Origin of the sequence: Rhizobium sp. WCS2018Hpa-16, assembly GCF_031843705.1 — a bacterium.
In the GTDB taxonomy this organism is placed as follows: Bacteria; Pseudomonadota; Alphaproteobacteria; order Rhizobiales; family Rhizobiaceae; genus Agrobacterium; species Agrobacterium tumefaciens_C.
This window is the reverse complement of the sequence record NZ_JAVTIX010000013.1, coordinates 23,675-45,845: the sequence shown is the minus strand read 5'-3', so window position 1 is coordinate 45,845 and position 22,171 is coordinate 23,675. Positions and strand designations below refer to the sequence as shown.

The 22,171-nt window shown below is 55.8% G+C and carries 21 protein-coding genes and 1 pseudogene; 15 read left to right on the top strand and 7 right to left on the bottom strand.

What is annotated here, in order from left to right:
- Window positions 1–148: 148 nt before the first annotated feature.
- Together RQI55_RS23325 and RQI55_RS23320 are read right to left on the bottom strand one after the other, a co-directional pair.
- Entirely contained in the window at window positions 149–1,048 is a 900-nt protein-coding gene (locus RQI55_RS23325; protein WP_311273642.1) for an MBL fold metallo-hydrolase, read from the bottom strand.
- Complete coding sequence (locus RQI55_RS23320) at window positions 1,045–1,587, bottom strand: cysteine hydrolase family protein (protein WP_311273641.1); 543 nt, start codon at window positions 1,585–1,587, stop codon at window positions 1,045–1,047. The genes RQI55_RS23325 and RQI55_RS23320 overlap by 4 nt, the downstream gene beginning before the upstream one ends.
- A gap of 103 nt (window positions 1,588–1,690) precedes the next feature.
- On the opposite strand from RQI55_RS23320, the pseudogene RQI55_RS23315 reads away from it, so the two are divergent.
- Window positions 1,691–2,658, top strand: a pseudogene (locus RQI55_RS23315) (GlxA family transcriptional regulator).
- Between the two features lie 270 nt (window positions 2,659–2,928).
- Here RQI55_RS23315 and RQI55_RS23310 read toward each other — a convergent pair.
- On the bottom strand, window positions 2,929–3,297 hold the full coding sequence (locus RQI55_RS23310; protein ID WP_311273640.1) for a helix-turn-helix domain-containing protein: 369 nt from the start codon (window positions 3,295–3,297) through the stop codon (window positions 2,929–2,931).
- Between the two features lie 85 nt (window positions 3,298–3,382).
- Between RQI55_RS23310 and RQI55_RS23305 the strand changes: the two genes are divergently transcribed.
- Together RQI55_RS23305 and RQI55_RS24300 are read left to right on the top strand one after the other, a co-directional pair.
- A complete protein-coding gene (locus RQI55_RS23305) occupies window positions 3,383–4,240 on the top strand; it encodes an NAD(P)H-binding protein (RefSeq protein WP_311273639.1) in 858 nt (285 codons plus the stop codon).
- A gap of 218 nt (window positions 4,241–4,458) precedes the next feature.
- Complete coding sequence (locus tag RQI55_RS24300) at window positions 4,459–4,734, top strand: flavin reductase family protein (RefSeq protein WP_409233769.1); 276 nt, start codon at window positions 4,459–4,461, stop codon at window positions 4,732–4,734.
- Here RQI55_RS24300 and hutC read toward each other — a convergent pair.
- Both hutC and RQI55_RS23295 read right to left on the bottom strand, forming a co-directional pair.
- Window positions 4,712–5,470 (bottom strand): histidine utilization repressor, encoded by a 759-nt coding sequence (hutC, locus tag RQI55_RS23300; protein WP_311273660.1) that lies wholly within the window; start codon window positions 5,468–5,470, stop codon window positions 4,712–4,714. The two genes, RQI55_RS24300 and hutC, sit on opposite strands and share 23 nt — an antisense overlap.
- A 97-nt stretch (window positions 5,471–5,567) precedes the next feature.
- Entirely contained in the window at window positions 5,568–6,908 is a 1,341-nt protein-coding gene (locus RQI55_RS23295) for a formimidoylglutamate deiminase (protein ID WP_311273638.1), read from the bottom strand.
- A gap of 98 nt (window positions 6,909–7,006) precedes the next feature.
- Here RQI55_RS23295 and hutI point away from each other — a divergent pair, with 98 nt between their 5' ends.
- The 5 genes from hutI to RQI55_RS23270 all read left to right on the top strand — a co-directional run bounded on the left by hutI (window position 7,007) and on the right by RQI55_RS23270 (window position 13,026).
- The gene (hutI, locus tag RQI55_RS23290; RefSeq protein WP_311273637.1) at window positions 7,007–8,257 is read left to right on the top strand and encodes an imidazolonepropionase; all 1,251 of its coding nucleotides are present in this window, start codon (window positions 7,007–7,009) and stop codon (window positions 8,255–8,257) included.
- A 48-nt stretch (window positions 8,258–8,305) separates the two neighbouring features.
- Window positions 8,306–9,841, top strand: coding sequence for a histidine ammonia-lyase (gene hutH / locus RQI55_RS23285; RefSeq protein WP_311273636.1), 1,536 nt, complete (start codon window positions 8,306–8,308; stop codon window positions 9,839–9,841).
- A 1-nt stretch (window position 9,842) separates the two neighbouring features.
- On the top strand, window positions 9,843–10,661 hold the full coding sequence (gene hutG, locus RQI55_RS23280; RefSeq protein WP_311273635.1) for an N-formylglutamate deformylase: 819 nt from the start codon (window positions 9,843–9,845) through the stop codon (window positions 10,659–10,661).
- On the top strand, window positions 10,658–12,331 hold the full coding sequence (gene hutU / locus RQI55_RS23275; RefSeq protein ID WP_243258621.1) for a urocanate hydratase: 1,674 nt from the start codon (window positions 10,658–10,660) through the stop codon (window positions 12,329–12,331). The genes hutG and hutU overlap by 4 nt, the downstream gene beginning before the upstream one ends.
- A gap of 128 nt (window positions 12,332–12,459) precedes the next feature.
- Window positions 12,460–13,026, top strand: coding sequence for a HutD family protein (locus RQI55_RS23270; RefSeq protein ID WP_311273634.1), 567 nt, complete (start codon window positions 12,460–12,462; stop codon window positions 13,024–13,026).
- Window positions 13,027–13,052: 26 nt separating this feature from the next.
- On the opposite strand, the gene RQI55_RS23265 is transcribed toward RQI55_RS23270, so the two are convergent.
- Together RQI55_RS23265 and hisC are read right to left on the bottom strand one after the other, a co-directional pair.
- Complete coding sequence (locus RQI55_RS23265; protein WP_311273633.1) at window positions 13,053–13,799, bottom strand: TetR/AcrR family transcriptional regulator C-terminal domain-containing protein; 747 nt, start codon at window positions 13,797–13,799, stop codon at window positions 13,053–13,055.
- A gap of 36 nt (window positions 13,800–13,835) precedes the next feature.
- The gene (gene hisC, locus RQI55_RS23260) at window positions 13,836–14,951 is read right to left on the bottom strand and encodes a histidinol-phosphate transaminase (protein WP_311273632.1); all 1,116 of its coding nucleotides are present in this window, start codon (window positions 14,949–14,951) and stop codon (window positions 13,836–13,838) included.
- Window positions 14,952–15,261: 310 nt separating this feature from the next.
- Between hisC and RQI55_RS23255 the strand changes: the two genes are divergently transcribed.
- The 7 genes from RQI55_RS23255 to RQI55_RS23225 all read left to right on the top strand — a co-directional run bounded on the left by RQI55_RS23255 (window position 15,262) and on the right by RQI55_RS23225 (window position 22,150).
- Window positions 15,262–16,083, top strand: coding sequence for a transporter substrate-binding domain-containing protein (locus RQI55_RS23255; RefSeq protein ID WP_311273631.1), 822 nt, complete (start codon window positions 15,262–15,264; stop codon window positions 16,081–16,083).
- 53 nt (window positions 16,084–16,136) lie between these two features.
- A complete protein-coding gene (locus RQI55_RS23250; protein ID WP_311273630.1) occupies window positions 16,137–16,784 on the top strand; it encodes an amino acid ABC transporter permease in 648 nt (215 codons plus the stop codon).
- Entirely contained in the window at window positions 16,784–17,440 is a 657-nt protein-coding gene (locus RQI55_RS23245; RefSeq protein ID WP_311273629.1) for an amino acid ABC transporter permease, read from the top strand. The genes RQI55_RS23250 and RQI55_RS23245 overlap by 1 nt, the downstream gene beginning before the upstream one ends.
- A gap of 8 nt (window positions 17,441–17,448) precedes the next feature.
- Window positions 17,449–18,222, top strand: a complete 774-nt coding sequence (locus tag RQI55_RS23240; RefSeq protein ID WP_311273628.1) for an amino acid ABC transporter ATP-binding protein — start codon at window positions 17,449–17,451, stop codon at window positions 18,220–18,222.
- A gap of 64 nt (window positions 18,223–18,286) precedes the next feature.
- A complete protein-coding gene (locus RQI55_RS23235; protein ID WP_311273627.1) occupies window positions 18,287–18,640 on the top strand; it encodes a RidA family protein in 354 nt (117 codons plus the stop codon).
- Between the two features lie 6 nt (window positions 18,641–18,646).
- Entirely contained in the window at window positions 18,647–19,888 is a 1,242-nt protein-coding gene (locus RQI55_RS23230; protein ID WP_311273626.1) for an FAD-binding oxidoreductase, read from the top strand.
- Window positions 19,889–20,062: 174 nt separating this feature from the next.
- Window positions 20,063–22,150 carry a methyl-accepting chemotaxis protein gene (locus RQI55_RS23225; RefSeq protein WP_311273625.1) on the top strand — a complete coding sequence of 696 codons (2,088 nt, stop codon included), beginning with the start codon at window positions 20,063–20,065 and terminating at the stop codon, window positions 22,148–22,150.
- Window positions 22,151–22,171: the final 21 nt, after the last annotated feature.

Sequence of the window (22,171 nt, the reverse complement as noted above, 5' to 3'; positions counted from 1 at the left end):
CAAGGTATCTTCGTATCAATAGGAGCTGCTTCAACACATCGTGGAACTTGCTGGGTAGGTCATCTCTTTCCATCGGCCAGTGATAAAGATATCAGCTGGCCGATGGATTTCTAGGGGCGCACGCGATGGGACGCCGACTAGTTTCGATTTAGATGACCACCGTTTCGCCGTCACCAGGAGTTCGAAGTTTTCCATCGAAGCCATGAGCGAGCGCAAATCTGCGCAGATCAGCCCGGTTGACAGTGCAGTGGTTGACCGCTTCCATATGGCTGCAAATCAGCAGCGTGTTGGGTGCCGCTTTGTGAACAGATAGTACATCTTCTGTTCCCATGATAATTCCGCCCTCAACTCCGGATGACATAGCATACCCGCTATTCAAAATCGCCACATCTGGTGCGTAGCTGGTTAGAGCAGCTTCAACGTCCTTTTGCCAGATCGTGTCGCCAGCAAGGTAGATGGTTTTGGCTCCCGCTTTTTTGAAAACCACGCCACATGCCTCACCTAGCAGATTACCGAATTTAGCATAGTGCGCCTCTGTTCCGTGGCGACCGTTTGTTTTGATCAGCTGCACGCCTTTGAAACTCGATGTCGCCGAGAGCACGCGGACGTCGGTAAAACCTTGACCGCGGATAATTTGGGCATCCGCCGCATTCTGCGAAAAGATGGGCAGCGATTTGGGTAGGGTCTTGCGTGCTTCTTCGTCCCAATGATCCTCGTGCAGATGAGTGACAATTACCGCATCCACTTTGATGATCTCGTCCTTCGTTAAAGGAAGATGAACGAGGGGATTACGCTCGGTGCTGTTGACCGAGCCCGCAAATCCGGGCCATGAATGACGGTCGGAAAGCATCGGATCGACAAGGAAGCGAACGTCGCCATAGACGATGTGTAGCGTAGCATTGCGGATCTGGGTGATTTGGCGCTCTCTTGCCCCGCGACGACGTCCTGTGCTCTCGCAGGAAGGGCGCTGGCAACGAAGGCGGCACCTGACAGTGCGAATAGTTCTCTGCGTGTGGTCATGATTATATTCTCCGTAGTAGCATATCAACGAGCGAGAAAGACGTCAGTGGAAATCACCTCGCCATAGCCAAAAGCCAAAGCTGCCATGACCGTCGCATGGACCTGTTTTGCCGGTGCTGTAACACCCTCGAAACCGAGATCGAGCGTGGCGCAGGCGTCGTGGATAGTCGTGGTCTTATAGCCCAGGTCGTTGGCGGCACGCACAGTCGCATCAACGCACATGTGGCTCATTGCACCCACGACAGCGACTTCTTCAACATCCTTATCTCTAAGTCGCTCTTGCAACCCGGTATCCCGAAAAGAGTTTGGAAAGTTCTTGGTGATGACCGGCTCTCCAGGGGCCGGGCGCACTATATCATTGATCTGTGCCCCTGCGCTGTTGGGGACGAACAGCGGACCGTCGAGCATTTCGTGGCGAATGTTGACGATGAGATCACCCTTGCCACGGGCGTCGGCCAAGACGCGAGCGGCGTTCGCAGCAGCGGCTTCGATCCCCCGCAAGGGTAAATTTCCGGTAGGCCAATATTCATTCTGCAGGTCAACGACCAATATTACGCGTTTGGACATAAACTTTCCTTTCACAAATGGGGCAGTCCTTACGCTTAATATCAACATGCGCGATGGTGTGTGCTATTGGCGTAATTGACATAATCGGGGGCAGTATCGCCAAATGAAGAATGTTCAGATCGGAATAGTTGTTTATCCCGGCGCACAGCTCTCGGCAGTACTGGGTTTATCGGATCTCTTCACGGTAGCTGGGCGAATAGCAGATGGCATAGAACAATCAGCGACGCGGTTGCGGTTGCGCCATCTGATGTTTGATCAGGACGCGGAGCCGATTGTCACTTTCGACAGCGATCCCGTTAAGGTCGGAGACGACGCAGTCCCGTGTGATATACTGGTCCTTCCACCCTCACTGGCCCCACCGATTTGCAAGCAGGCCGCCGCGCCGGTAGCCAACTGGTTGCGCGAGCGTCACAGTGAGGGGTCCATACTGGCTTCGGTCTGCGCAGGTGCATTTCTTCTGGCGGAAACCGGCTTAATCGCGGGCCGTGCGGTGACAACCCATTGGGCTTCCGTCGATGCCTTCCGCAGTCGCTTTCCAGAGATTTTACTAGACACAGATCAATTGATGATCGACGGCGGCGATATCATCTCCGTGGGCGGGTTGATGGCTTGGACCGACCTCGGTTTGAAGGTGGTGGAGCGCTTTCTCGGTCCCGCGGTGATGGCGCATACCGCTCGTATGCTGCTCGTCGATCCCCCTGGACGTGAGCAACGCTATTACAGTGGATTTGCACCTCGTCTGACACACGGGGACGCAGCTATCGTCAAGGCGCAGCATTTTCTTCAGAGCAACGGCGGAAAAGAAGCCAAAGTTGCAGAGTTGGCAAACAGGCAGGTCTTGAAGAGCGAACCTTCATTCGTCGTTTTCAAAAAGCCACAGGCATGACTGCGACGAACTACGCTCAACGCATAAGGGTTGCTAAGGCGCAGGAACTATTGCAGTTCGGGCTTTTGCCGGTCGAACGCATTGCCTGGGAGGTCGGCTATTCAGACCCTGGTGCGTTTCGCAAGATCTTCTTCCGGATTGTCGGTTTAACACCAGGAGAATACCGTCAACGGTTTCGCGCCTAGAGTGAATCAGAGCCGAGAAATATGATACTGCGCGCCTTTGAGCGGCGACGAAATTATACCGCTAGGTTTTTAAAAGCGGATGAGATTTTCACTGTCGGAATCTACTCGTGAGGGCGGCGATAACGGCATTAGCGGTTTCGATAATCGAGATTCATCTGCTGGGTAACAAACCACGTTTACCGAGTTGGCCTTCTTCTAGCCATACGTCCCGACCAGCGACTATCAATCGACGGTTCCCCGTCCGGGGCCGGATCGAGCGGCTACCGCGCCCTATAGGCGCTCTTCACTTTTGTTTGACGAGTAAGATGAACTGACTTTCAGGACTTCATTAGGAAGCGCCTCTCCCCAGTCCTTCATAGCATAGAGGATGTCATGCAACGACATTCCCAGTTGAGTGAGTTGGTAAACCACACGGGGAGGAGTTTCTGCATATGCCTGTCGCGTTACTAGACCGTGCTCTTCAAAGCGCCGCAAGCGATGGGTCAGCGTATGTGCACTGATCCCAGGCAGCGCATTGCGCAATTCCGTAAAACGACGCGATCCACCCAGAAGTTCACGAACGATCAAGGTCGCCCAGGGACCATCGAGGAGCAGCAAAAACCGCTCGACCCCGCAACCTGGAGGTTTTTTTGTAACCATCCAACAAACTTCCATTAGTGCATTTGACGTAACTGATGCAGCTATTGCACCAATGTCGGCTCTATTCAACCGCAATGGAGTAAATATGTCCTTTATTATTCACGGCGCAACGGGAGCCCAAGGCGGCCCGCTTTTTGACCTGCTTCTATCCAGTGGGAAACCAGCTCTGGCAGCTGTTCGAAATTCGACCATGTCAAGCGGCAAGCCCTACATCACGCTCGACAACAGTTCACTCAATTCATTGGTGGCTGCCTACACAGATGCGGATGGGATCTTCTTTCATCTCCCATTAGCTCCCGAACCGCTACGGATCGAGTATGCACGTAACTTCTTGGCCGCGCTCAAGGTAGCAAAGCCCAAGCGCGTGGTGATTTCAACGAGCGGCGGTGTTATCGATCGTCCTGGATCGTCTGTTCAGGTACCCGAAGACAGTGCACTCGGCTTACTTGTGCGTGGCGTCACCGACATCAACATATCCCATGCTATTGTGGCACCGCGTCTCTATTTGGAAAATCTGCTTTTGCCCATGGTAGTAGACCGTGTGAAGCAGGACGGCGTACTTTTGTATCCGGTACCGGCGGATTTATTCGTATCCTGGAGCTCGCATTTGGACACTGCTGAGGTTGTGCAAAAGTTGCTAGGTGACCATACGGTGACCGGGACCGTCGGGGTCGGGCATCTTCCCGGAATGAATGGTTCTGCGTTGGCTGACGGGTTCTCAGCAGGTTTCAGTCGGCCTGTGCACTTTAAAGCGCAGACGCCGAAAGAGTTCGGAGAATTGCTCGAACCGATGTTCGGGCCGGCCGCAGCCAGTGTCGTGGAGTTTTACCAAGCCCTCTCAAGGCTTGAAGAAAATCTGATCCGCGAAGAAACAAGCGCCCAGAGGCTTCTTGGCCTCACGCCCCGTAGTGTCGAAAATTGGCTTGGTGAGGTTTCTGCCTGATAGCTGCCGGCTGGCGCATGACGACGTCTCCTCGGTCAAGGCCGAGGGGCTCTTGGCAAAAAGGCGTATTCAGTTTCAAGCTAGGTTTCTCAGACTCTCAACTCCGTCGCAGTACGGGACACAAGATAGGAATTGCCCCGATTCCAATGTCGTTGTGGCATCGTCGCTATTGTAGAAAACTGTCACTTGAACCGGTAGACATTTCCCTCAGCTAGCTTCTGTATGGAGGCGATGCGATAGATCTACGGAAGTTCGCCTCACAGTTTGCGGCCGGTGTCGCGGTAATTTCTACTGTAAACCGAAGCCATATACCAGTTGGTGTCACGATGACTGCTGTCCTGTCACTGTCGCTTGAGCCGCCACTTTTTCTGATTAGTCTCGACAACAACTCGAATACGTTGTCCGCCGTCCGCGAGAGTGGGCATTTTTGCATAAACTTCCTTTCGGATCGGATTTCTATGCCAAATTCGGTCATTTCGGCTGCGATGGCATGAAATTCGCAATCATGGCATGTCGTTCGCCTGGGTAGATGAGACGGACATGGGTGACATAGGAACCATTGCTCCATGTCCGCCGCTCGACCATCAAACACGGCGCCCCAATTGAGATGGCCAGAGCTGCTGCAATCGTCTCGTCGGCAGCAATCGCTCGGATCGTATGCTCAGCGGCACTCCAGGGCACGCGTTTCAAAAGCCACGGACCTGGTGCCTCCACCTCGAATTTTTCCGCCGCCGCATCCGGGACAACCATCAGATTGATCAACCGCTGCTCAAAGCAAAATGGCCGTGTGCCGCCGAAATGCATGCAATTCACTTCGAGAATGGAAGCAATCGCAGGAAGACTAAGCTTTAGCTTGTCATCTGTGGTGCTGCGACGGCGGCTCTTGCTTGACAGCTGGTAACTATAGGCAAGGCTGAGTGACTGAACCTCCAGCTTGATATCCCGGATCTCAAGCACCGCGGATTGCGCCTGCGGCTGCAGAACATAGCTGCCCGACTTACGGCGGCGCTCGATCAGCCCGTTCTTTGCAAGCTGCGTCAATGCCTTGTTTACGGTCATTCGCGAGCATTTATATTGCTCGGCCAAATCGACCTCGAAGGGAATACGAAACCCGGGCTGCCACTCGCCGGACAAAATCCGATCTTCGATATCGCCGAGAATACGCTGATGCAGCGACACGTCGCCTGTACTTTCGAGCGGCACCGCGACAGCACTGTCTGTATCCTGCAATTTTACCACTGTATCACCTCAAATGGGTCTTGTGTGGTCCTAGCAGAAACTTATCCGCAGCGCATGCCGGAAAACGAAGGCCGTCAACCAGACGCTCTCAAGAAAGAAGCTCTCGCATTACTCTCCGAAATCTTTCCGATATCGCCTCACGGTCGTGGTGGCGACCGTTTTCGACCTGCTTGCGCCCCGCGACCCAAACGCTGTCGGGCTTCGTGCCGTTTGCGAAGAGCCAGGAATCGAGAACCGCATCCTCAGTGACATCGCCATCCGGCATTAGCAAGCTGACTAAATCGGCCGGATGGCCAACGGCGATCCCGATTTTGGCAGCCATGGCGCCGCCGCCGCCGTCAATTGCCCCGTCAAACAAGGCACGACCAGTCGATTGGCCGGGCGCTGCCAAAACGTTGCGGGAGCGACGCGCCAGGCGCTGCGAATATTCAAGCTGGCGCAACTCGTCCGGCAGGCCGATCAGGACGTTTGAGTCCGAGCCGATACCGAATTTTCCACCGGCTTCGCAAAATACCACCGCGTTAAAGATGCCATCGCCAAGATTGGCTTCGGTGATCGGGCAGAGACCGGCAATCGCCTTGCTTTCAGCCATGCGCCGCGTTTCGTCATCGGTCATGTGGGTCGCATGGATCAGGCACCAGCGACCATCCAGCCCGGCATTGTCGAGCAACCACTCAACCGGCCGTGCGCCGGACCAAGCGATGCAATCCTCAACTTCCTTGACCTGCTCGGCCACATGAATATGGATCGGCCCGTCTTTCGTCATGGCAACGACCGCAGCAAGCTCCTCCGGTGTGACCGCGCGCAGACTATGCGGAGCAACTCCGACACGACCATCAGGCAACGCCCTTACTGCAGAATGGCAACCATCGAGCAGCCGCTCGAAACTCTTAACAGTGTTGATAAACCGCCGCTGGCCTTCATTGGGTGCCGCGCCGCCGAAAGTCGAATGGGCATAGAAAACCGGAAGCAGCGTCAGGCCGATCCCCGTATGGGACGCTGCCGCCGCGATCCGCTGCGCCATTTCAGAAATGTCCGAGTAAGGGCGGCCATCGATATCGTGGTGCAGATAATGGAATTCGCCGACGCGCGAAAAACCTGCTTCCAGCATTTCCATATAGAGCTGGCTGGCAACAGCTTCGGCATGATCCGGCGTCATCGATAGCGCAAAACGGTACATCACATTGCGCCAGCTCCAGAAGCTGTCGGCACCGGGACCGCGGGTTTCGGCAAGACCTGCCATGCCGCGCTGGAATGCGTGGCTGTGCAGGTTCGGCATACCCGGCACGAGGATATCATGGTGCTCGTCACCCGGCTGCACCGCAGCGCCCGTCTCGACGGAAACGATGCGGCCAGCCTTGATATCTAGCCGCACATTCTTCTGCCATCCTGCTGGCGTCAGAGCCGATTTCACATGAATGCTGGTCATGGCCTCATCCCTTCCTGACTGCTTCTTTTAAAAAAACACTTGCGCTCATTTTCTTTATGTCTATACATAATAGCACGAAAAGGAAAGGCCAGAAAGCGATGTCTTCCATAAAATCGACACCGGACAGTCAGCCGTCAAAAGCCTGTGATCGCCTGTGGCGCAATGCCCGACTTGCAACGCTGAACCCTGTATTGCCGGGGCTTGGCCTCGTTGAAAACGGTGTCATTGCCGTTCAGGATGGTCGCATTCTTTATGTCGGCGCTGAAGAAAATCTGCCTTTCCCCATTGATCATGCGGCAGAAATCATCGATTGCGGCGGACGCTGGATCACGCCCGGCCTGATCGATTGCCATACGCATCTCGTCCATGCGGGCGATCGTGCCAACGAGTTTGAAATGCGCCTTTCCGGCGCCACCTATGAAGAGGTGGCCCGCGCCGGAGGTGGTATCGTTTCCTCCGTCCGCTCACTGCGCCAAGCCAGCGAGGACGAACTGGTTGCGCAGGCGCTGCCAAGGGTGGACGCGCTGATCGCTGAGGGTGTGACCACTATAGAAGTCAAATCCGGCTATGGCCTGAACCTTGAGGACGAAGCAAAGGCCCTGCGCGCCGCACGGCGATTGAGTGAAGAGCGCAACGTTGGGGTTCGCACGACCTTCCTCGGTGCGCACGCTTTGCCGCCGGAGTTCAAGGATAACAAGGCAGGTTATATCGCAAAAGTCATCAACGAGATGATGCCCGCCATTGCGGCAGAGGGCCTTGCCGATGCGGTTGATGGTTTCTGTGAAGGCATAGCTTTTTCGACCGATGAGATGCGGCTGGTGTTCGACGCCGCAAAGGTCCACGGTCTGCCGGTGAAGCTGCATGCTGACCAGCTTTCCAATCTGCATGGCGCAGCGCTTGCTGCAGAATATGGTGCGCTGTCGGCGGATCATCTGGAATACACAGATGAGGCGGGCGCAGAGGCAATGGTGAAGAGCGGCACAGTCGCCGTCATTCTGCCTGGCGCTTTCTACTTCATTCGCGAGACGAAGAAGCCGCCGATTGATCTGTTCCGCAAGGCGGGCGTTGCCATGGCAATCGCCACCGACAACAATCCTGGCACCTCGCCGCTGACCTCGCTGCTCCTGACCATGAACATGGCAGCGACACTGTTCGGCATGACGGTGACTGAATGTATTGCCGGCGTGACGCGGGAGGCGGCGCGCGCATTGGGTCTTGTTGACGAAGTTGGGACGCTGGAGACCGGAAAATGGGCCGATTTCGCCATCTGGAATATCGGGCGGCCGGCAGAACTCGTCTACCGCATGGGCTTTAACCCGCTGCATGGTCGCATACGCAACGGACACTGAATTTGAGGCACACGGTCTAAATCCCGTGTATTGGTGAGGACGTCAAAAATGACACTAATTCTTCAGCCGGGCTCTGTCCCGCTTTCGACCCTTGAGACCATTTACTGGACCGGAGAACCGGCACGGCTTGACCCCGCGTTCGACAAGGGCATCGAAAAGGCGGCGGCCCGCATCGCCGAGATCGCCGCCGGAAACGCGCCCGTCTATGGCATCAATACGGGCTTCGGCAAACTGGCGAGCATCAAGATCGACGCCGCCGATGTGTCTATCCTGCAGCGTAACCTTGTTCTCTCGCACTGCTGTGGCGTGGGCCAGCCGCTTGCCGAGAACATCGTTCGTCTGATCATGGCGCTGAAGCTTGTTTCGCTCGGTCGTGGCGCATCTGGCACACGTCTTGAACTCGTCCGGCTGATTGAAAGCATGCTCGAAAAGGGCGTCATTCCGGTTATACCGGAAAAGGGTTCCGTCGGCGCTTCCGGCGACCTCGCTCCACTGGCTCATATGGCAGCGGTCATGATGGGCGAAGGGGAAGCATTCTTCAACGGGGAACAGCTTGACGGAAGCACAGCACTTGAACGCGCTGGCCTGAGGCCTGTCGTGCTGGCAGCCAAGGAAGGTCTTGCGCTGATCAACGGCACGCAGGTCTCTACAGCTCTCGCATTGGCTGGCTTGTTCCGCGCTCATCGTGCTGCACAATCGGCGCTGGTTACTGGTGCGCTTTCCACGGACGCCGCCATGGGTTCTTCGGCGCCGTTCCACCCCGATATTCACACCCTGCGCGGCCACAAGGGTCAGATCGATGCGGCATCGGCCCTACGCGATCTGCTCAAAGGATCGGTTATCCGCGATAGCCATATCGAAGGCGACGAGCGGGTTCAGGACCCCTATTGCATCCGCTGCCAGCCACAGGTTGATGGCGCATGCCTTGATCTCCTGCGCTCTGTTGCCCGCACACTCGAAATCGAAGCCAATGCGGTGACAGACAATCCGCTGGTTCTGCCCGATAACTCGGTGGTCTCCGGCGGCAACTTCCATGCCGAGCCTGTGGCTTTTGCGGCAGACCAGATCGCGCTTGCCATCTGCGAAATCGGTGCCATTGCCCAGCGGCGCATCGCGTTGCTGGTCGATCCGGCACTCTCCTATGGCCTGCCGGCATTCCTTGCCAAAACACCCGGCCTCAACTCCGGCCTGATGATTGCCGAAGTGACATCGGCAGCGCTGATGTCTGAAAACAAGCAGATGTCGCATCCGGCCTCGGTTGACTCCACTCCGACCTCGGCAAACCAGGAAGACCACGTTTCCATGGCCTGCCACGGCGCGCGTCGCCTGTTGCAGATGACCGACAACCTGTTTGCAATCATCGGCATCGAGGCGCTGACTGCCGCCCAGGGTATCGATTTCCGCAGCCCCCTCGCCACAAGCCCGGAACTGACCAATGCCATCGCGGCAATTCGCAAGGTTGTTCCGACACTGGACGTCGACCGCTACATGGCAACAGACCTCAAGGCAGCAAGCGAGCTTGTTGCGACCGGTGCGCTCAACGCTGCGGTTTCCGGCGGTATTCTTCCGGTTCTGGAGGCGTGAGGTGAGCGCGTTTGAAGTCAGACAGGGTAGCTCCCCCGTTATTCTTGGCTTTCCCCACACCGGTACGGATGTTCCGCCCGCGATTTGGGAGCGGCTGAACGACAACGGACGGGTTCTCGCCGACACCGACTGGCATATCCACCATCTCTACGATGGCCTGTTGCCGGATGTGACGACGGTGCGCGCCACATTCCATCGCTATGTCATCGATGCCAATCGTGACCCGGCCGGGAACAGTCTTTATCCCGGTCAGAACACGACCGGGCTTGTTCCTGGTACGGATTTCGATGGCCGTCCAATCTGGAAGGATGGCGAGGAGCCGGGTGAAGAGGATGTTGCAGACCGGTTGGCGGATTTCCATGCGCCTTACCACGCTGCCCTTGCTTCCGAAATCGAGCGGGTCAAGGCAATCCACGGCATAGCCGTGCTCTATGACTGCCATTCGATCCGGTCTGGCATTCCGTTTCTGTTCGAAGGCACATTGCCCGATTTCAACGTTGGAACCAATATGGGCAAGACCTGCGATCAGACACTTCAGGCTGCAACCGTCGATGTCGTTTCGAATGCACAGGGCTATAGCAGCATTCTCAACGGTCGCTTCAAGGGAGGCTGGACAACGCGGCATTACGGCCAGCCGGAAACCGGCATCCACGCAATCCAGATGGAACTGGCGCAAGCCACCCATCTGATCACCGAGACGACGCCTTTCGCCTATGACAAAAGCAAAGCGAACAAACTTCGCATTCACCTCAAAGACATTCTCACGCGCATCGAAACCGCAGCGCTGACATTGGCACACACCAAAAGGGGAACAAAATGACCAATCCTCGTCACAATATCCGCGACGTCAGAGCCGCTCGCGGCACTGAACTAACCGCAAAATCCTGGATGACCGAAGCGCCGCTTCGCATGCTGATGAACAATCTCGATCCAGAGGTTGCAGAAAACCCACATGAGCTGGTGGTTTACGGCGGCATCGGTCGTGCGGCCCGCACTTGGGCGGATTTCGACAAGATCGTCGAAACGCTGCGCGACCTCAACGAGGACGAAACCTTGATGGTACAGTCCGGCAAACCTGTGGGCGTGTTCCGCACCCATAAGGATGCGCCGCGCGTGCTGATCGCCAATTCCAACCTCGTGCCGCACTGGGCGACCTGGGACCATTTCAATGAACTGGATAAGAAGGGTCTGGCAATGTATGGCCAGATGACCGCGGGATCCTGGATCTATATCGGCAGCCAGGGCATTGTGCAGGGCACTTATGAAACCTTTGTAGAAGCGGGCCGCCAACATTATAATGGCGACCTCAAGGGCAAGTGGGTCGTGACCGGTGGCCTCGGCGGAATGGGTGGCGCACAGCCACTCGCAGCCGTCATGGCTGGTGCCTCGTGCCTTGCCATCGAGTGCAACCCGGACTCGATCGATTTCCGTCTGCGTACCCGCTACATCGACGAAAAGGCCGAAACGCTCGATGAAGCGCTGGCAATGATTGACCGCTGGACCAAGGCTGGTGAAGCCAAGTCCGTTGGTCTGCTCGGCAACGCCGCAGAAATTCTACCCGAAATGGTTCGCCGTGGCATTCGCCCTGATATGGTCACTGACCAGACTTCCGCGCACGACCCAATCAACGGCTATCTGCCGAAGGGCTGGACGATGGCGCAGTGGAAGGAGAAGCGCGTAAGTGATCCGAAGGCCGTCGAAAAGGCCGCACGCACCTCGATGCGCGAACATGTCGAGGCCATGATCGCCTTTCAGGATATGGGCATTCCGACCTTCGACTACGGCAACAACATCCGTCAGGTCGCCAAGGAAGAGGGTCTGGAAAACGCCTTCGCATTTCCGGGCTTCGTGCCTGCCTATATCCGCCCGCTGTTTTGCCGTGGCATTGGTCCGTTCCGCTGGGCGGCCCTGTCTGGCGATCCGGAAGACATCCGCAAGACGGATGCTAAGGTCAAGGAACTGACACCGGGTAACAAGCACCTTCACAACTGGCTGGATATGGCAGCTGAACGCATCGCCTTCCAGGGCCTTCCTGCGCGCATTTGCTGGGTTGGTCTCGGCGATCGTCACCGCCTGGGTCTGGCCTTCAACGAAATGGTCAGAAGCGGCGAACTCTCCGCTCCGGTCGTCATCGGTCGTGACCATCTCGATTCAGGCTCCGTCGCCTCGCCGAACCGCGAAACGGAAGCGATGAAGGACGGTTCGGATGCTGTCTCGGATTGGCCGCTACTCAACGCGCTGCTGAACACCGCATCCGGTGCAACATGGGTTTCTTTGCACCATGGCGGCGGTGTCGGTATGGGCTTCTCCCAGCATTCGGGCGTCGTCATCTGCGCCGATGGCACAGACGATGCAGCGCGCCGTCTCGACCGAGTTCTCTGGAACGATCCCGCCACTGGCGTCATGCGTCACGCCGATGCGGGCTATGACATCGCGCTTGATTGCGCAAAGGAGAAGGGACTGCGTCTGCCGGGTATTCTCGGTAACTAAAGCATGTCGCGCAAAAGTGTGCAGCGATTTCGCCGTCACGACATGCGCAAAAACAGTGAGTTAAAATCCGGGCTTCGAGCGATGGTTCGAAGCCCGGCCGCCCATTTCAAAACATGTGAGGCGCTGCCGTGAAGATATTGCGCAACAAGGACCACCGACGCATGCCGTGGAAGAACGGCGGCGGCGAAACAACAGAGATCGCAGTGTTTCCACCGCAGGCCGATCTGTCTGAATTTGGCTGGCGTGTCAGCATGGCAAAGGTCGCCAGCGATGGGCCTTTCTCCATATTTTCCGGAATCGATCGCACCCTTTCGATCCTTGAGGGCGAAGGGATGGAGTTGGACATTGCCGGACGGGAACCCATAGTGTTAACCCGGGCATCGGAACCATTGGCCTTTCCGGCTGATGCTTCGACGTCCGCACGTCTTGTTTCAGGCGCCATCGTTGATCTCAACATCATGACCCGGCGGGGACAATGGACGCACAAGGTCGAGCGCCGGACATTCGATGGCAAGCACCAAATCCATGCCAAAAATGGCGTCACGCTGCTTCTTTCGCTCGGCCATCTGCGGATCGACCCTGGGGATCATGCACAAGAGCTTGGCGCGCGCGATTGCGGCATATTGGAAAGCACTGTCACAATCACGTCCAGTATGGCGGTCGATGCCTACCTCATCCGCATCTTCCCCGTCTGAGTGCCGGAATCGGCCTGCTTCGAACCTCATACACTCCGGATTCGTGGTTTCGTTTCTCGTTCCCGGTTATGTTTGACTTGTGCCTCGAGCCCCAGAATGAGCGTTTCGAGCAGAAAGTCATATCCATCATCCAGAGGGGCGGATTCGCCATTTTGCCAGCGCATGACGAATGCCCGATTGTACATCTGGGGAAGATGTTGCGTAACAAGCGGAAATTCCTTCTTGTCGAGGTCTTCCAGCCCTTCGTCAAAGGCCGTTACCCACTCCGACCCCGCAATTGCACTGTCTGCCGCAAGCTCGATGGTGACGTAGCCTTCAAGCGCACCGACGACGGCATTGAAGGCGTTGATCAGACTCTGTCCGTCGAAACCTGCTTTGGTCAATGCGTGCAGGATGACTTCGACCCAGGGAGCGTTTGGTGCTCCATTGGAGCGAATATGCGGCCCCAATAAAGGTGCTGCCCGTGGGTGCTGATGAATGCGCGCGCGAAAGCGCCGGAACAATATCCGGATCGTTTCACGCCAATCGTCCGAAACCTCATCCGGCTTGACCAGGCTTGCTATCAGTGACCCTGATATCTCAGCGAAAAGATCAGCCTTCGCGCCACCGACATGCCAATACAAAGCCGTTGGATAGACGTGCAGGCGGCGCGCAAGCGCACGCACCGAAAACCCGGTCAAACCCTCATCATCGATGAGGGCGATGGCTTCCTCGACGATGCGTTCGCGGGTCAGCCCAATGGCCGCAGCGCGGCCAAGGGGACGTTTTTTCAAGGCGGTATCCTTTTTCGACATCGTCATACCTCGTGACTATGTGCGTGCGAGGAGCGGCTCGAGTTCCTGTGCAAATCTCTCATTATCCTTTGCGGTTCCAATGCTCACTCGCAGAAAATTGGTGTAATTCGCCTCCATCCAAGGTTTGACGATTATTCCCTTTTGAAGCAAGGTTTTCGCTACCGGTGATGCTTCTTTCCCAAGATCGAGAAACAGGAAATTGGTCTGCGATGGCACAACGCGGACGCCCATTTTACGCAAGCGTTCCGTGAGAACTACCCGGTCAGCCTTGATCCTTGCTGTGGCGTTGCGCATCCAGTCTTCATCTTGCAAGGCAGCGGTAGCCGCCGCCTGTGCAACGGAGTTGACGTTAAATGGCGTAAGGGTGGAACGCATGGCGCGGGCAATCCCGGCATCGGAAGCAATGCCATATCCTACCCGCAGGCCCGCCAGACCATAGGCCTTGGAAAAAGTGCGTAGGACGACCCAGGACAGGCCCGGTCGGTTCTCCAGCACCTTCAAACCATCGGGATAGTCAGAATCGATAAGTTCGAAGTAGGCCTCGTCCAGAACAAAAAGGGTTCCGGGAAGCGTGGCGGCCAGAAGTCGTTCGAGTACAGGCAGTGCAAGGGCTACACCAACAGGATTTGACGGCGAGGAGATGAAAGCGATCTTCGGTCGCCGGGCAAGCTGCTCTTCCAGAGCATCGATATCAAATTCGAGCTTATCGGTCATCGGCACTTTGATGACCTGTGCACCTGCCGCCATCGGCTCGATCTCGTGAAGCCCGAAGCTGGGAGATACCGTCAGGACGACATCACCTTTTTGCAGATAGGCGCGGCATAGGGCTGCAATCAGTTCCTCCGACCCGTTCCCGCACGTAATCCGTTCAATTCCAACGCCGAGTTTCTCTGACAAGGCATGACGCAGCGTGACTGCGGCGGAATCACTATAGCGAGACGGATCTATCGAAGTCAGGACTGCGGTCACGGCAGGCGAAACGCCATAGGGGTTTTCGTTGCTTGCAAGCGCTGCAATATCTTGCCTCCCGCTGACCTGCCTGGCGACCGAGGCCGTTATTCCGGCATTGTAGACAGGAAGTGCCGCGACTTCCGGGCGGGACTTGAGAGCATTTTCCTCGATTAGTGACATGTCTGTACCTTCCACAAGATGACGTTCCGGTTCTTCATTCCGATGCACTCCCATGCGAAGCAGCACCATTGTCTGCCACACTATTTGGTTTCGCCATCCACGCTCTCATCCATGCCGTGTGCCCAGGATAATTGCGAAGTACGAAATACATCATTGACAGAATAATAGGTATATACATAATATCAATTGGCCAGTGAACAAAAAAATCATTCTGGGAAAAGGAAAGTGATTTTTTTGAGAAAGACCATTTCGCGAATAGGGGCGCGCGAAGTGATGCGTCAGTGCCCTGATAACAATAAGGAGCGACATAATGGGCATTTCAACATTCGTGAAAACTGCGGCAGTCTGCCTTGCCGGAGTCGCCATCGGTTTCTCATCGGTGCATGCCGACCAATTGGCAGACATCAAGGCGAGCGGTAAAATCCATTTCGCCACAGAAATGCTTTACCCGCCTTTCGATATGCTGGTGAATGGGAAGTACGAAGGCTTCTGCCGTGATCTGGGCGATCTCGTGACTTCAGAACTGGGTGTGAAACCGGAATATCAAGACCTTCCGTGGACGGCTGTGCTTCCAGGTCTGGAAGCTGGCAAATTCGACATGACGAATGCTCCGGTCACGATCACGCATGAGCGTATGGAGCGCTACACATTCACCCTGCCGATTTCCGATGCGACCGTCGGGCTGGTCAAACGCACTGGCGACGACACGATCGCAAAGCCTGAAGACATCACAGGCAAGACAATCGCTGCACAGAAGGGGTCAGCAGAACTGGCTGAATTGAAGTCTTTCGCCGCCAAGCTCAAAGACGTCACGGTCAAGGAATACGCATCTACTGAAGACGCCTATGCCGATCTCGCTGCAGGGCGCATCGATGCTGTGGCCAACGGCGCTCCGCTTGGCGCCTATGCCGCTTCGAAACGTCCCGAACTCTTCTCGACAGTCAGCCCCCCATTCGGCGAAAAATCCTATTACGCCTGGGCAGCACGCAGGGGAGAGAAGAGCGCTGCTCTGGTCAATGAAATCAACACGATCCTCGTCAAACTGCAGGACGACGGACGACTTGGCGACATTCAGAAGAAGTGGTTCGGACAGGTTATCGAGCTGCCGAAGACTTTTCCAGACGTCAAGTAGTAGAGAGTTCGTCACGGGCAGCTTCATAGCTGCCCGTCAGTCGGGAGGCGACAGTGTTCTCATTTCAGGTCATTATTGACAATATACCCCAGTTGCTTTGGTCTGCGAGACTGACACTGCTGGTGTCGGTCCTCGGAGTGGCCATCGGGCTTGTTCTTGGTGCGGCACTCTGTGCGGCCAGAATATCGCCACTTCGCAGTATCCGCACGGCCAGCGCCATCTATACGAGCTTTTTCCGTGGCGTGCCGCTGCTCGTACAGCTTCTTCTGTTCTACTACATGCTTCCCGTCATCGGTCTGAACGTTCCGGCCATGGTGGCTGCCGTTGGGACCGTCGGCTTGTGTTCGTCAGCTTATGTCGCTGAATATCTGCGTGGTGCTATCAACGCTATCCCGCCAGGCCAGCGCGAAGCGGCGGTGACGCTCGGATTTGCTCCAACACGGATATGGACACGGATCATTCTGCCGCAGGCTTTCAGGATTTCGCTGCCTGCACTGATCAACGAACTTATCTTGCTGGTAAAGGCCTCGTCACTGGTTTCGCTTGTTGGCATCACAGAGTTGACCAGAACAAGCCAGGCCTTGTCTTCGGCGACCTATCGCCCGCTTGAAATCTTCAGTTCGGCTGCTGCGGTCTACCTCATCATCAATCTTTCGCTCGCGCTGCTTGGGCGTTTTCTTGAAAAAAGGAGCGCGATCTGATGGATATCAACCTCTTCATTGAATACGGTCCGGCGCTCCTATCCGGTTTCGCAATGACGGTTTTGTGTTGGGCAATCGGCACCATAGGCGGTGCAGTTGTCGGGTTCACTATTGCCATTATACTACGCTATTCGAACGGCTTTATTCGGGCAATTTTGCAAACCTATATCGAGATCATTCGAGGCACGCCGTTTCTCGTACAGCTCTTTCTGTTGTATTACGGTGGTCCACATCTGGGTTTGCGACTGGGAAGTCTTGAAGCCGGTCTGGTTGGTCTGATCATCTATGGCAGCCCCTATTTCGCAGAAATATTCCGTGCCGGTTTCCAGTCGGTCCCTCACGGACAGATCGAAGCCGCCAGGGCAATGAGCTTTTCGGAAGCAAGCATCGTTCGCCGCATCATGATCCCGATCTTGCTGGTTTCGACACTACCGGCTTTGACCAACTTCGCGATTATCCTCACAAAGGAAACCGTCATCCTGTCCGTCGTTACCGTGCCGGAACTCCTGTATCAGGTGCAGACCATGTCGGCGGAAACCTTTGCCTTCGTTGAAGCGAATATCGCACTCGCGCTCTTTTTCTGGATTTTCGTTGAGGCCATCTCGCTTTTCGGGCGGATGCTCGAGAAGCGTGTCACCCATTACCTGATAAAGTGAGAACCGTTATGTCCATGTCTTCGGCTGACCTTTTGAAGGTTTCAAAAAGCTTTGGTACCTTTAAGGCGCTGCATGAAGTCTCGCTTCATGTCCCGCCGGGCAAGGTGACCTGCCTTATCGGTCCTTCTGGATCAGGCAAATCCACGCTCCTTCGCTGTATCAATTTTCTGGAGCAGTATGACTCCGGTGAAGTGCGTATCGACGGAGAACTGGTCGGCTATGATAGCCCCGGCGGCCGGCGTATGTCTTCTGCGAGACTGCGCGAAATGCGCCGCAAGATCGGAATGGTCTTCCAGCAGTTCAACCTGTGGCCACATATGACGGCTCTACAGAATGTTGCAGAGCCTCTTATCCAGGTTCGCGGTCTGTCGTCTCGCGAGGCGAAGGAAAAAGCGATGGAAGCACTAACCAAGGTTGGTCTTTCAGACAAGGCGGAGAACTATCCCAGCCGCCTGTCCGGTGGACAGCAGCAGCGCGTGGCAATCGCACGCGCTATCGCAGTCCAACCCCGTTTGATGCTGTTCGATGAGCCGACTTCCGCGCTTGACCCTGAACTGATCGGGGAGGTTTTGCAGGTGATGAAGACGCTTGCCGCAGAAGGTATGACGATGGTTGTCGTCACCCATGAAATGGGTTTCGCCTCGCATGTGGCCGATCAGGTGGCCTTCATGGTGTCCGGCAAAATGGTTGCCACGGGAAGTCCGTCCGAAATTTTCAGAAATCCTTCCGACCCCCGTTTGGAAGCGTTTCTTCACAGCTATCATGAACGCAATGACATCTGAGCGCGGCTGGACGCTACCGCAACGCCAGATTTCTTGAAAACATAGACAAGAAAGACAAATCGTAATGACAACATCTACACTGCCATTTTCGTCGCTCCGCCGTATCGGCAACACTGTTTACCTGTCTGGAGAGCTTGGCTTTGACGCGGCTGGCCAGATCGTCGGAGACATTACCCAGCAAACTGAAACGACCCTGAACCGGATAGAGGCTACGCTGGCCGGTATTGGTCTCTCGCGCCGGGATATTGTTTCTTGCACCTGCTACCTAGTTCAAAAGCATGATTTCGCAGGCTTCAATCAGGCATACCGGACATTTTTCTCTGAAGGCGATCTTCCCGTCAGAACCACGATCGTCACCGATCTGGTGCTTGACGCATTGATCGAAATTACAGTTATCGCCCAAACGCAGGAATTGTGATCGCACATGACTGATTTTATCGTTCTCGGCGCGGGCATGGTCGGTGTCACGACCGCGTTGGCCTTGCAGGAATGCGGGCATCACGTGACTATCGTGGACCGTAATCCCTCAGCCAGTGAGGCCAGCTACGGGAACGCAGGTATTATCCAGGTCGAGGCCACCGAACCCTATGGCTTTCCGCGCGATCCCGTAAGCCTGGTCCGTATGGCGTTCGGGCTGGACAACTCCGTAAACTACCAGCTCGCTGCTCTTCCCGCCGCTGCCAGCTCGCTGGCAGCGTATTTTCTGAACTCGGCACCTCTTCGGCATCGAGAGATTTCATCGGTCTACCGCACCATCATTGAACCCTCCGGCATAACCCACGATCAACTCATCCAAGCGTCCGGAGCCGAGGGGCTTATCAGACGAACCGGATACATCCAGATGCACCGGGGTTTGTCTGCATTCGACAAGGACGCACAAAACGCCGAGCGTTTAACGCGTGAGTATGGAATACAGGCGACAATTCTCTACAACGCAGACTTGCGAAAAGAAGAGCCTGTGTTGCAGCGCGATTTCGCTGGTGCCATTCATTGGCGTGCCAGCCGCAGTTGCATCGACCCCGCTGCTCTGGTGCGGGCTTATGCCGATCTCTTTCAGAGCCGGGGCGGCAGCCTCCTACAAGGAGATGCCACAACGCTCGCCGCATCGGGGGCAGGCTGGCAGATGACGTTGAACGATGGTGGAATATTGAAGGCTGAACAGATAGTGGTTGCTCTCGGAAGCTGGTCCCCAAACTTTTTGCGCCGCTTCGGGCATGTGTTCCCGATGATATACAAGCGCGGTTATCACCGTCACTATGATGCTCCTTCCCTCCCCACCCGCCCGCTTTTCGATGTGGCGGCGGCGGTCCTTTACTGCCCCATGAAGCAGGGCTTGCGGCTGACGACCGGCGCAGAAATTGCGCGTTTCCCGAATGCACCCAAAACCTCGAAGCAACTGGAACGGGGTGAGAAGTCGGCACGTGAAGTGCTGGATCTGGGAAGCCTGGTCGAACATGAACCTTGGGCAGGATGGAGACCCTGCATGCCTGACATGTTGCCCGTCATCGGCAAGTTGCCTGGCACGGACGGCATCTGGTGTAACTTTGGCCACGGTCATCACGGCTTCACATTGGGGCCTTCAACGGCACAGGTTCTGGCGGGCGAGATATCCGGCAAGCCTTCAAATGTGCTTTCTTCAAGATTTTCACCAGCACGCTTTCAATAAGCGTGCTTCTCAAAGCATTAAACTGCGGGTTTATTTACAAATTTTGAATAAATCTTGCCCGAAACCGCATGATGCGTGTGGATTGCGACGCCCCTTAGGGCATGTCCCATTATCTTACCGGCAATAGACCGGGCGGCGTGCCCAATTCGCTGCCGCGCATCTGGAGGGCTTTCCATGTCTCGAAAATCGAATCTCATGACGCGCATACTGGTTGCCGCCTCGCTTGTCGTTGTGGCGGCTTTTGCCGGTTTCTCGATCTATATAGACAGCCTGCAATACAGTGCGACAACGCGCGCAGTAGAGAGTAATATCCAGTCCTCCGGCAAGCAGGCTGCCCACAGCATTGCCAACTGGCTGAACGGCCGCGTCATTCTCACAGAATTTGTGGCTGCGGCCATTGCGAAGGCTCCTGATCAGAAGGCAATGGAGACGGCACTATTTAACGACAGGCTTGTGGCGGAATTCAGGTCGACCGCTTTCGGCGATGAGAACGGCCGCTTTACCAACTGGCCCGTTACGCCGATGCCTGAAGGTTATGATCCGCGCAAGCGCCCGTGGTACCAAACTACGGCAAAGGCCGATACGACCGTGCTAACGGAGCCGTATATCGATGCAGCGACTGGCGATCTGGTTGTCAGCGTTGTCGTTCCTGTCAAGCGTGATGGCAAGCTGGCTGGCATGGCCGCAACCGATGTTACTCTGATCACACTGATTGAAATCATCAAATCTATCAATGTCGGTGATGGGAGCTTTGCTTTTCTCGTCAACAAAAGCGGCCAGATCCTTATTCACCCCGATGCGGAACTTGCCAACAAACCCATGAGCAGCATGATGCCTTTTGACAAGCCAGTTGTTTCACAAGATGTGATCTTGACCGAGATGTCAGGCAAACCTGCGTTGGTGAGTTTTGTACCCGTGAGCGGCCTGCCGAGCGTCGAATGGTATATCGGCTTCGCCGTCGATGCGGATAAAGCCTATGCGTCGATCAACCAGTTCCGTGTTGCCGCAACACTTGCCACCATTCTGGCGGTAGCAGCGATGATAGCCTTCCTGACTTTCCTTCTCGGTCGTCTGGTTGTCAATCCTGTCACGCAGATGACCGTTGCGATGGAAAAACTGGCTCAGGGAAAGCTCGATGTGGCCATTCCCGGCGAGAACCGTTCCGACCAGATCGGCTCCATGGCCGCGGCTGTGGCGGTATTTCGAACCAATGCACAAGAGCGCCTGCGGCTTGAGGGTGCCGCGGAACACAACCGGTCGCTTTCCGAACAGGAGCGCCACGAGCGTGAGGCCGCAGCCGCCCGTGATGCCACCACTACGCAGCATGCAGTTGATTCTCTCGCTGAGGGATTGGTCCAACTTTCGCACGGCAACCTTCAGCATCGCATTGTCACACCATTCGTTGCTCATCTTGACCGTCTTCGCACCGACTTCAATGGCTCTATCGCCAACCTCAATCGTACGCTGGTCGCGGTGGGCGAGAATGCCGATGCGATCGATTCCGGTGCCAATGAAATCCGCAATGCTGCAGATGACTTGGCCCATCGCACCGAACGGCAGGCCGCTTCCGTTGAGGAAACTTCTGCCGCCCTAGAACAGATAACCATAACTGTGCGTGATTGCGCACAGCGCACCGAGGAAGTGGGCAAATTGGTCGGCCGGGCCAGAGGTAACGCCGAAAATTCGGGCAACGTTGTGCTCCAAGCAATGAATGCGATGGCAGGGATCGAAAAATCCTCAACCAAGATCGAAAACATCATCGGCGTAATCGACGAGATCGCCTTCCAGACCAACCTTCTGGCGCTGAATGCTGGTGTGGAGGCGGCCCGTGCCGGTGAAGCAGGCAAGGGTTTCGCGGTGGTGGCGCAGGAAGTGCGTGAACTCGCCCAGCGCTCGGCGAGTGCAGCTCATGAGATCAAGGCGCTGATAACAACATCTGGTGCCCAGGTTCAGTCCGGCGTGGCACTTGTCGGCCAGACGGGGCGTGCATTGGAGACGATCGTAGCCGAGGTCCAGGAAATCAACGTCCATGTCAGCGCAATTGTTATTTCCACCCGCGAGCAATCCACGGGCCTGATCGAGATCAATACAGCGATCAATACGATGGATCAGAATACACAACAGAACGCAGCTATGGTGGAAGAGCAAACTGCTGCCAGCCACGGTTTGGCAACGCAAGCTGCTGCACTCAAAACTTTGCTCAGTCAGTTTTGTCTGGAGAACAATTTAGGCACGGGAAAAACATTGCGCGATGCTGCCTAAGTGGCTAAGGCATTGCCAATG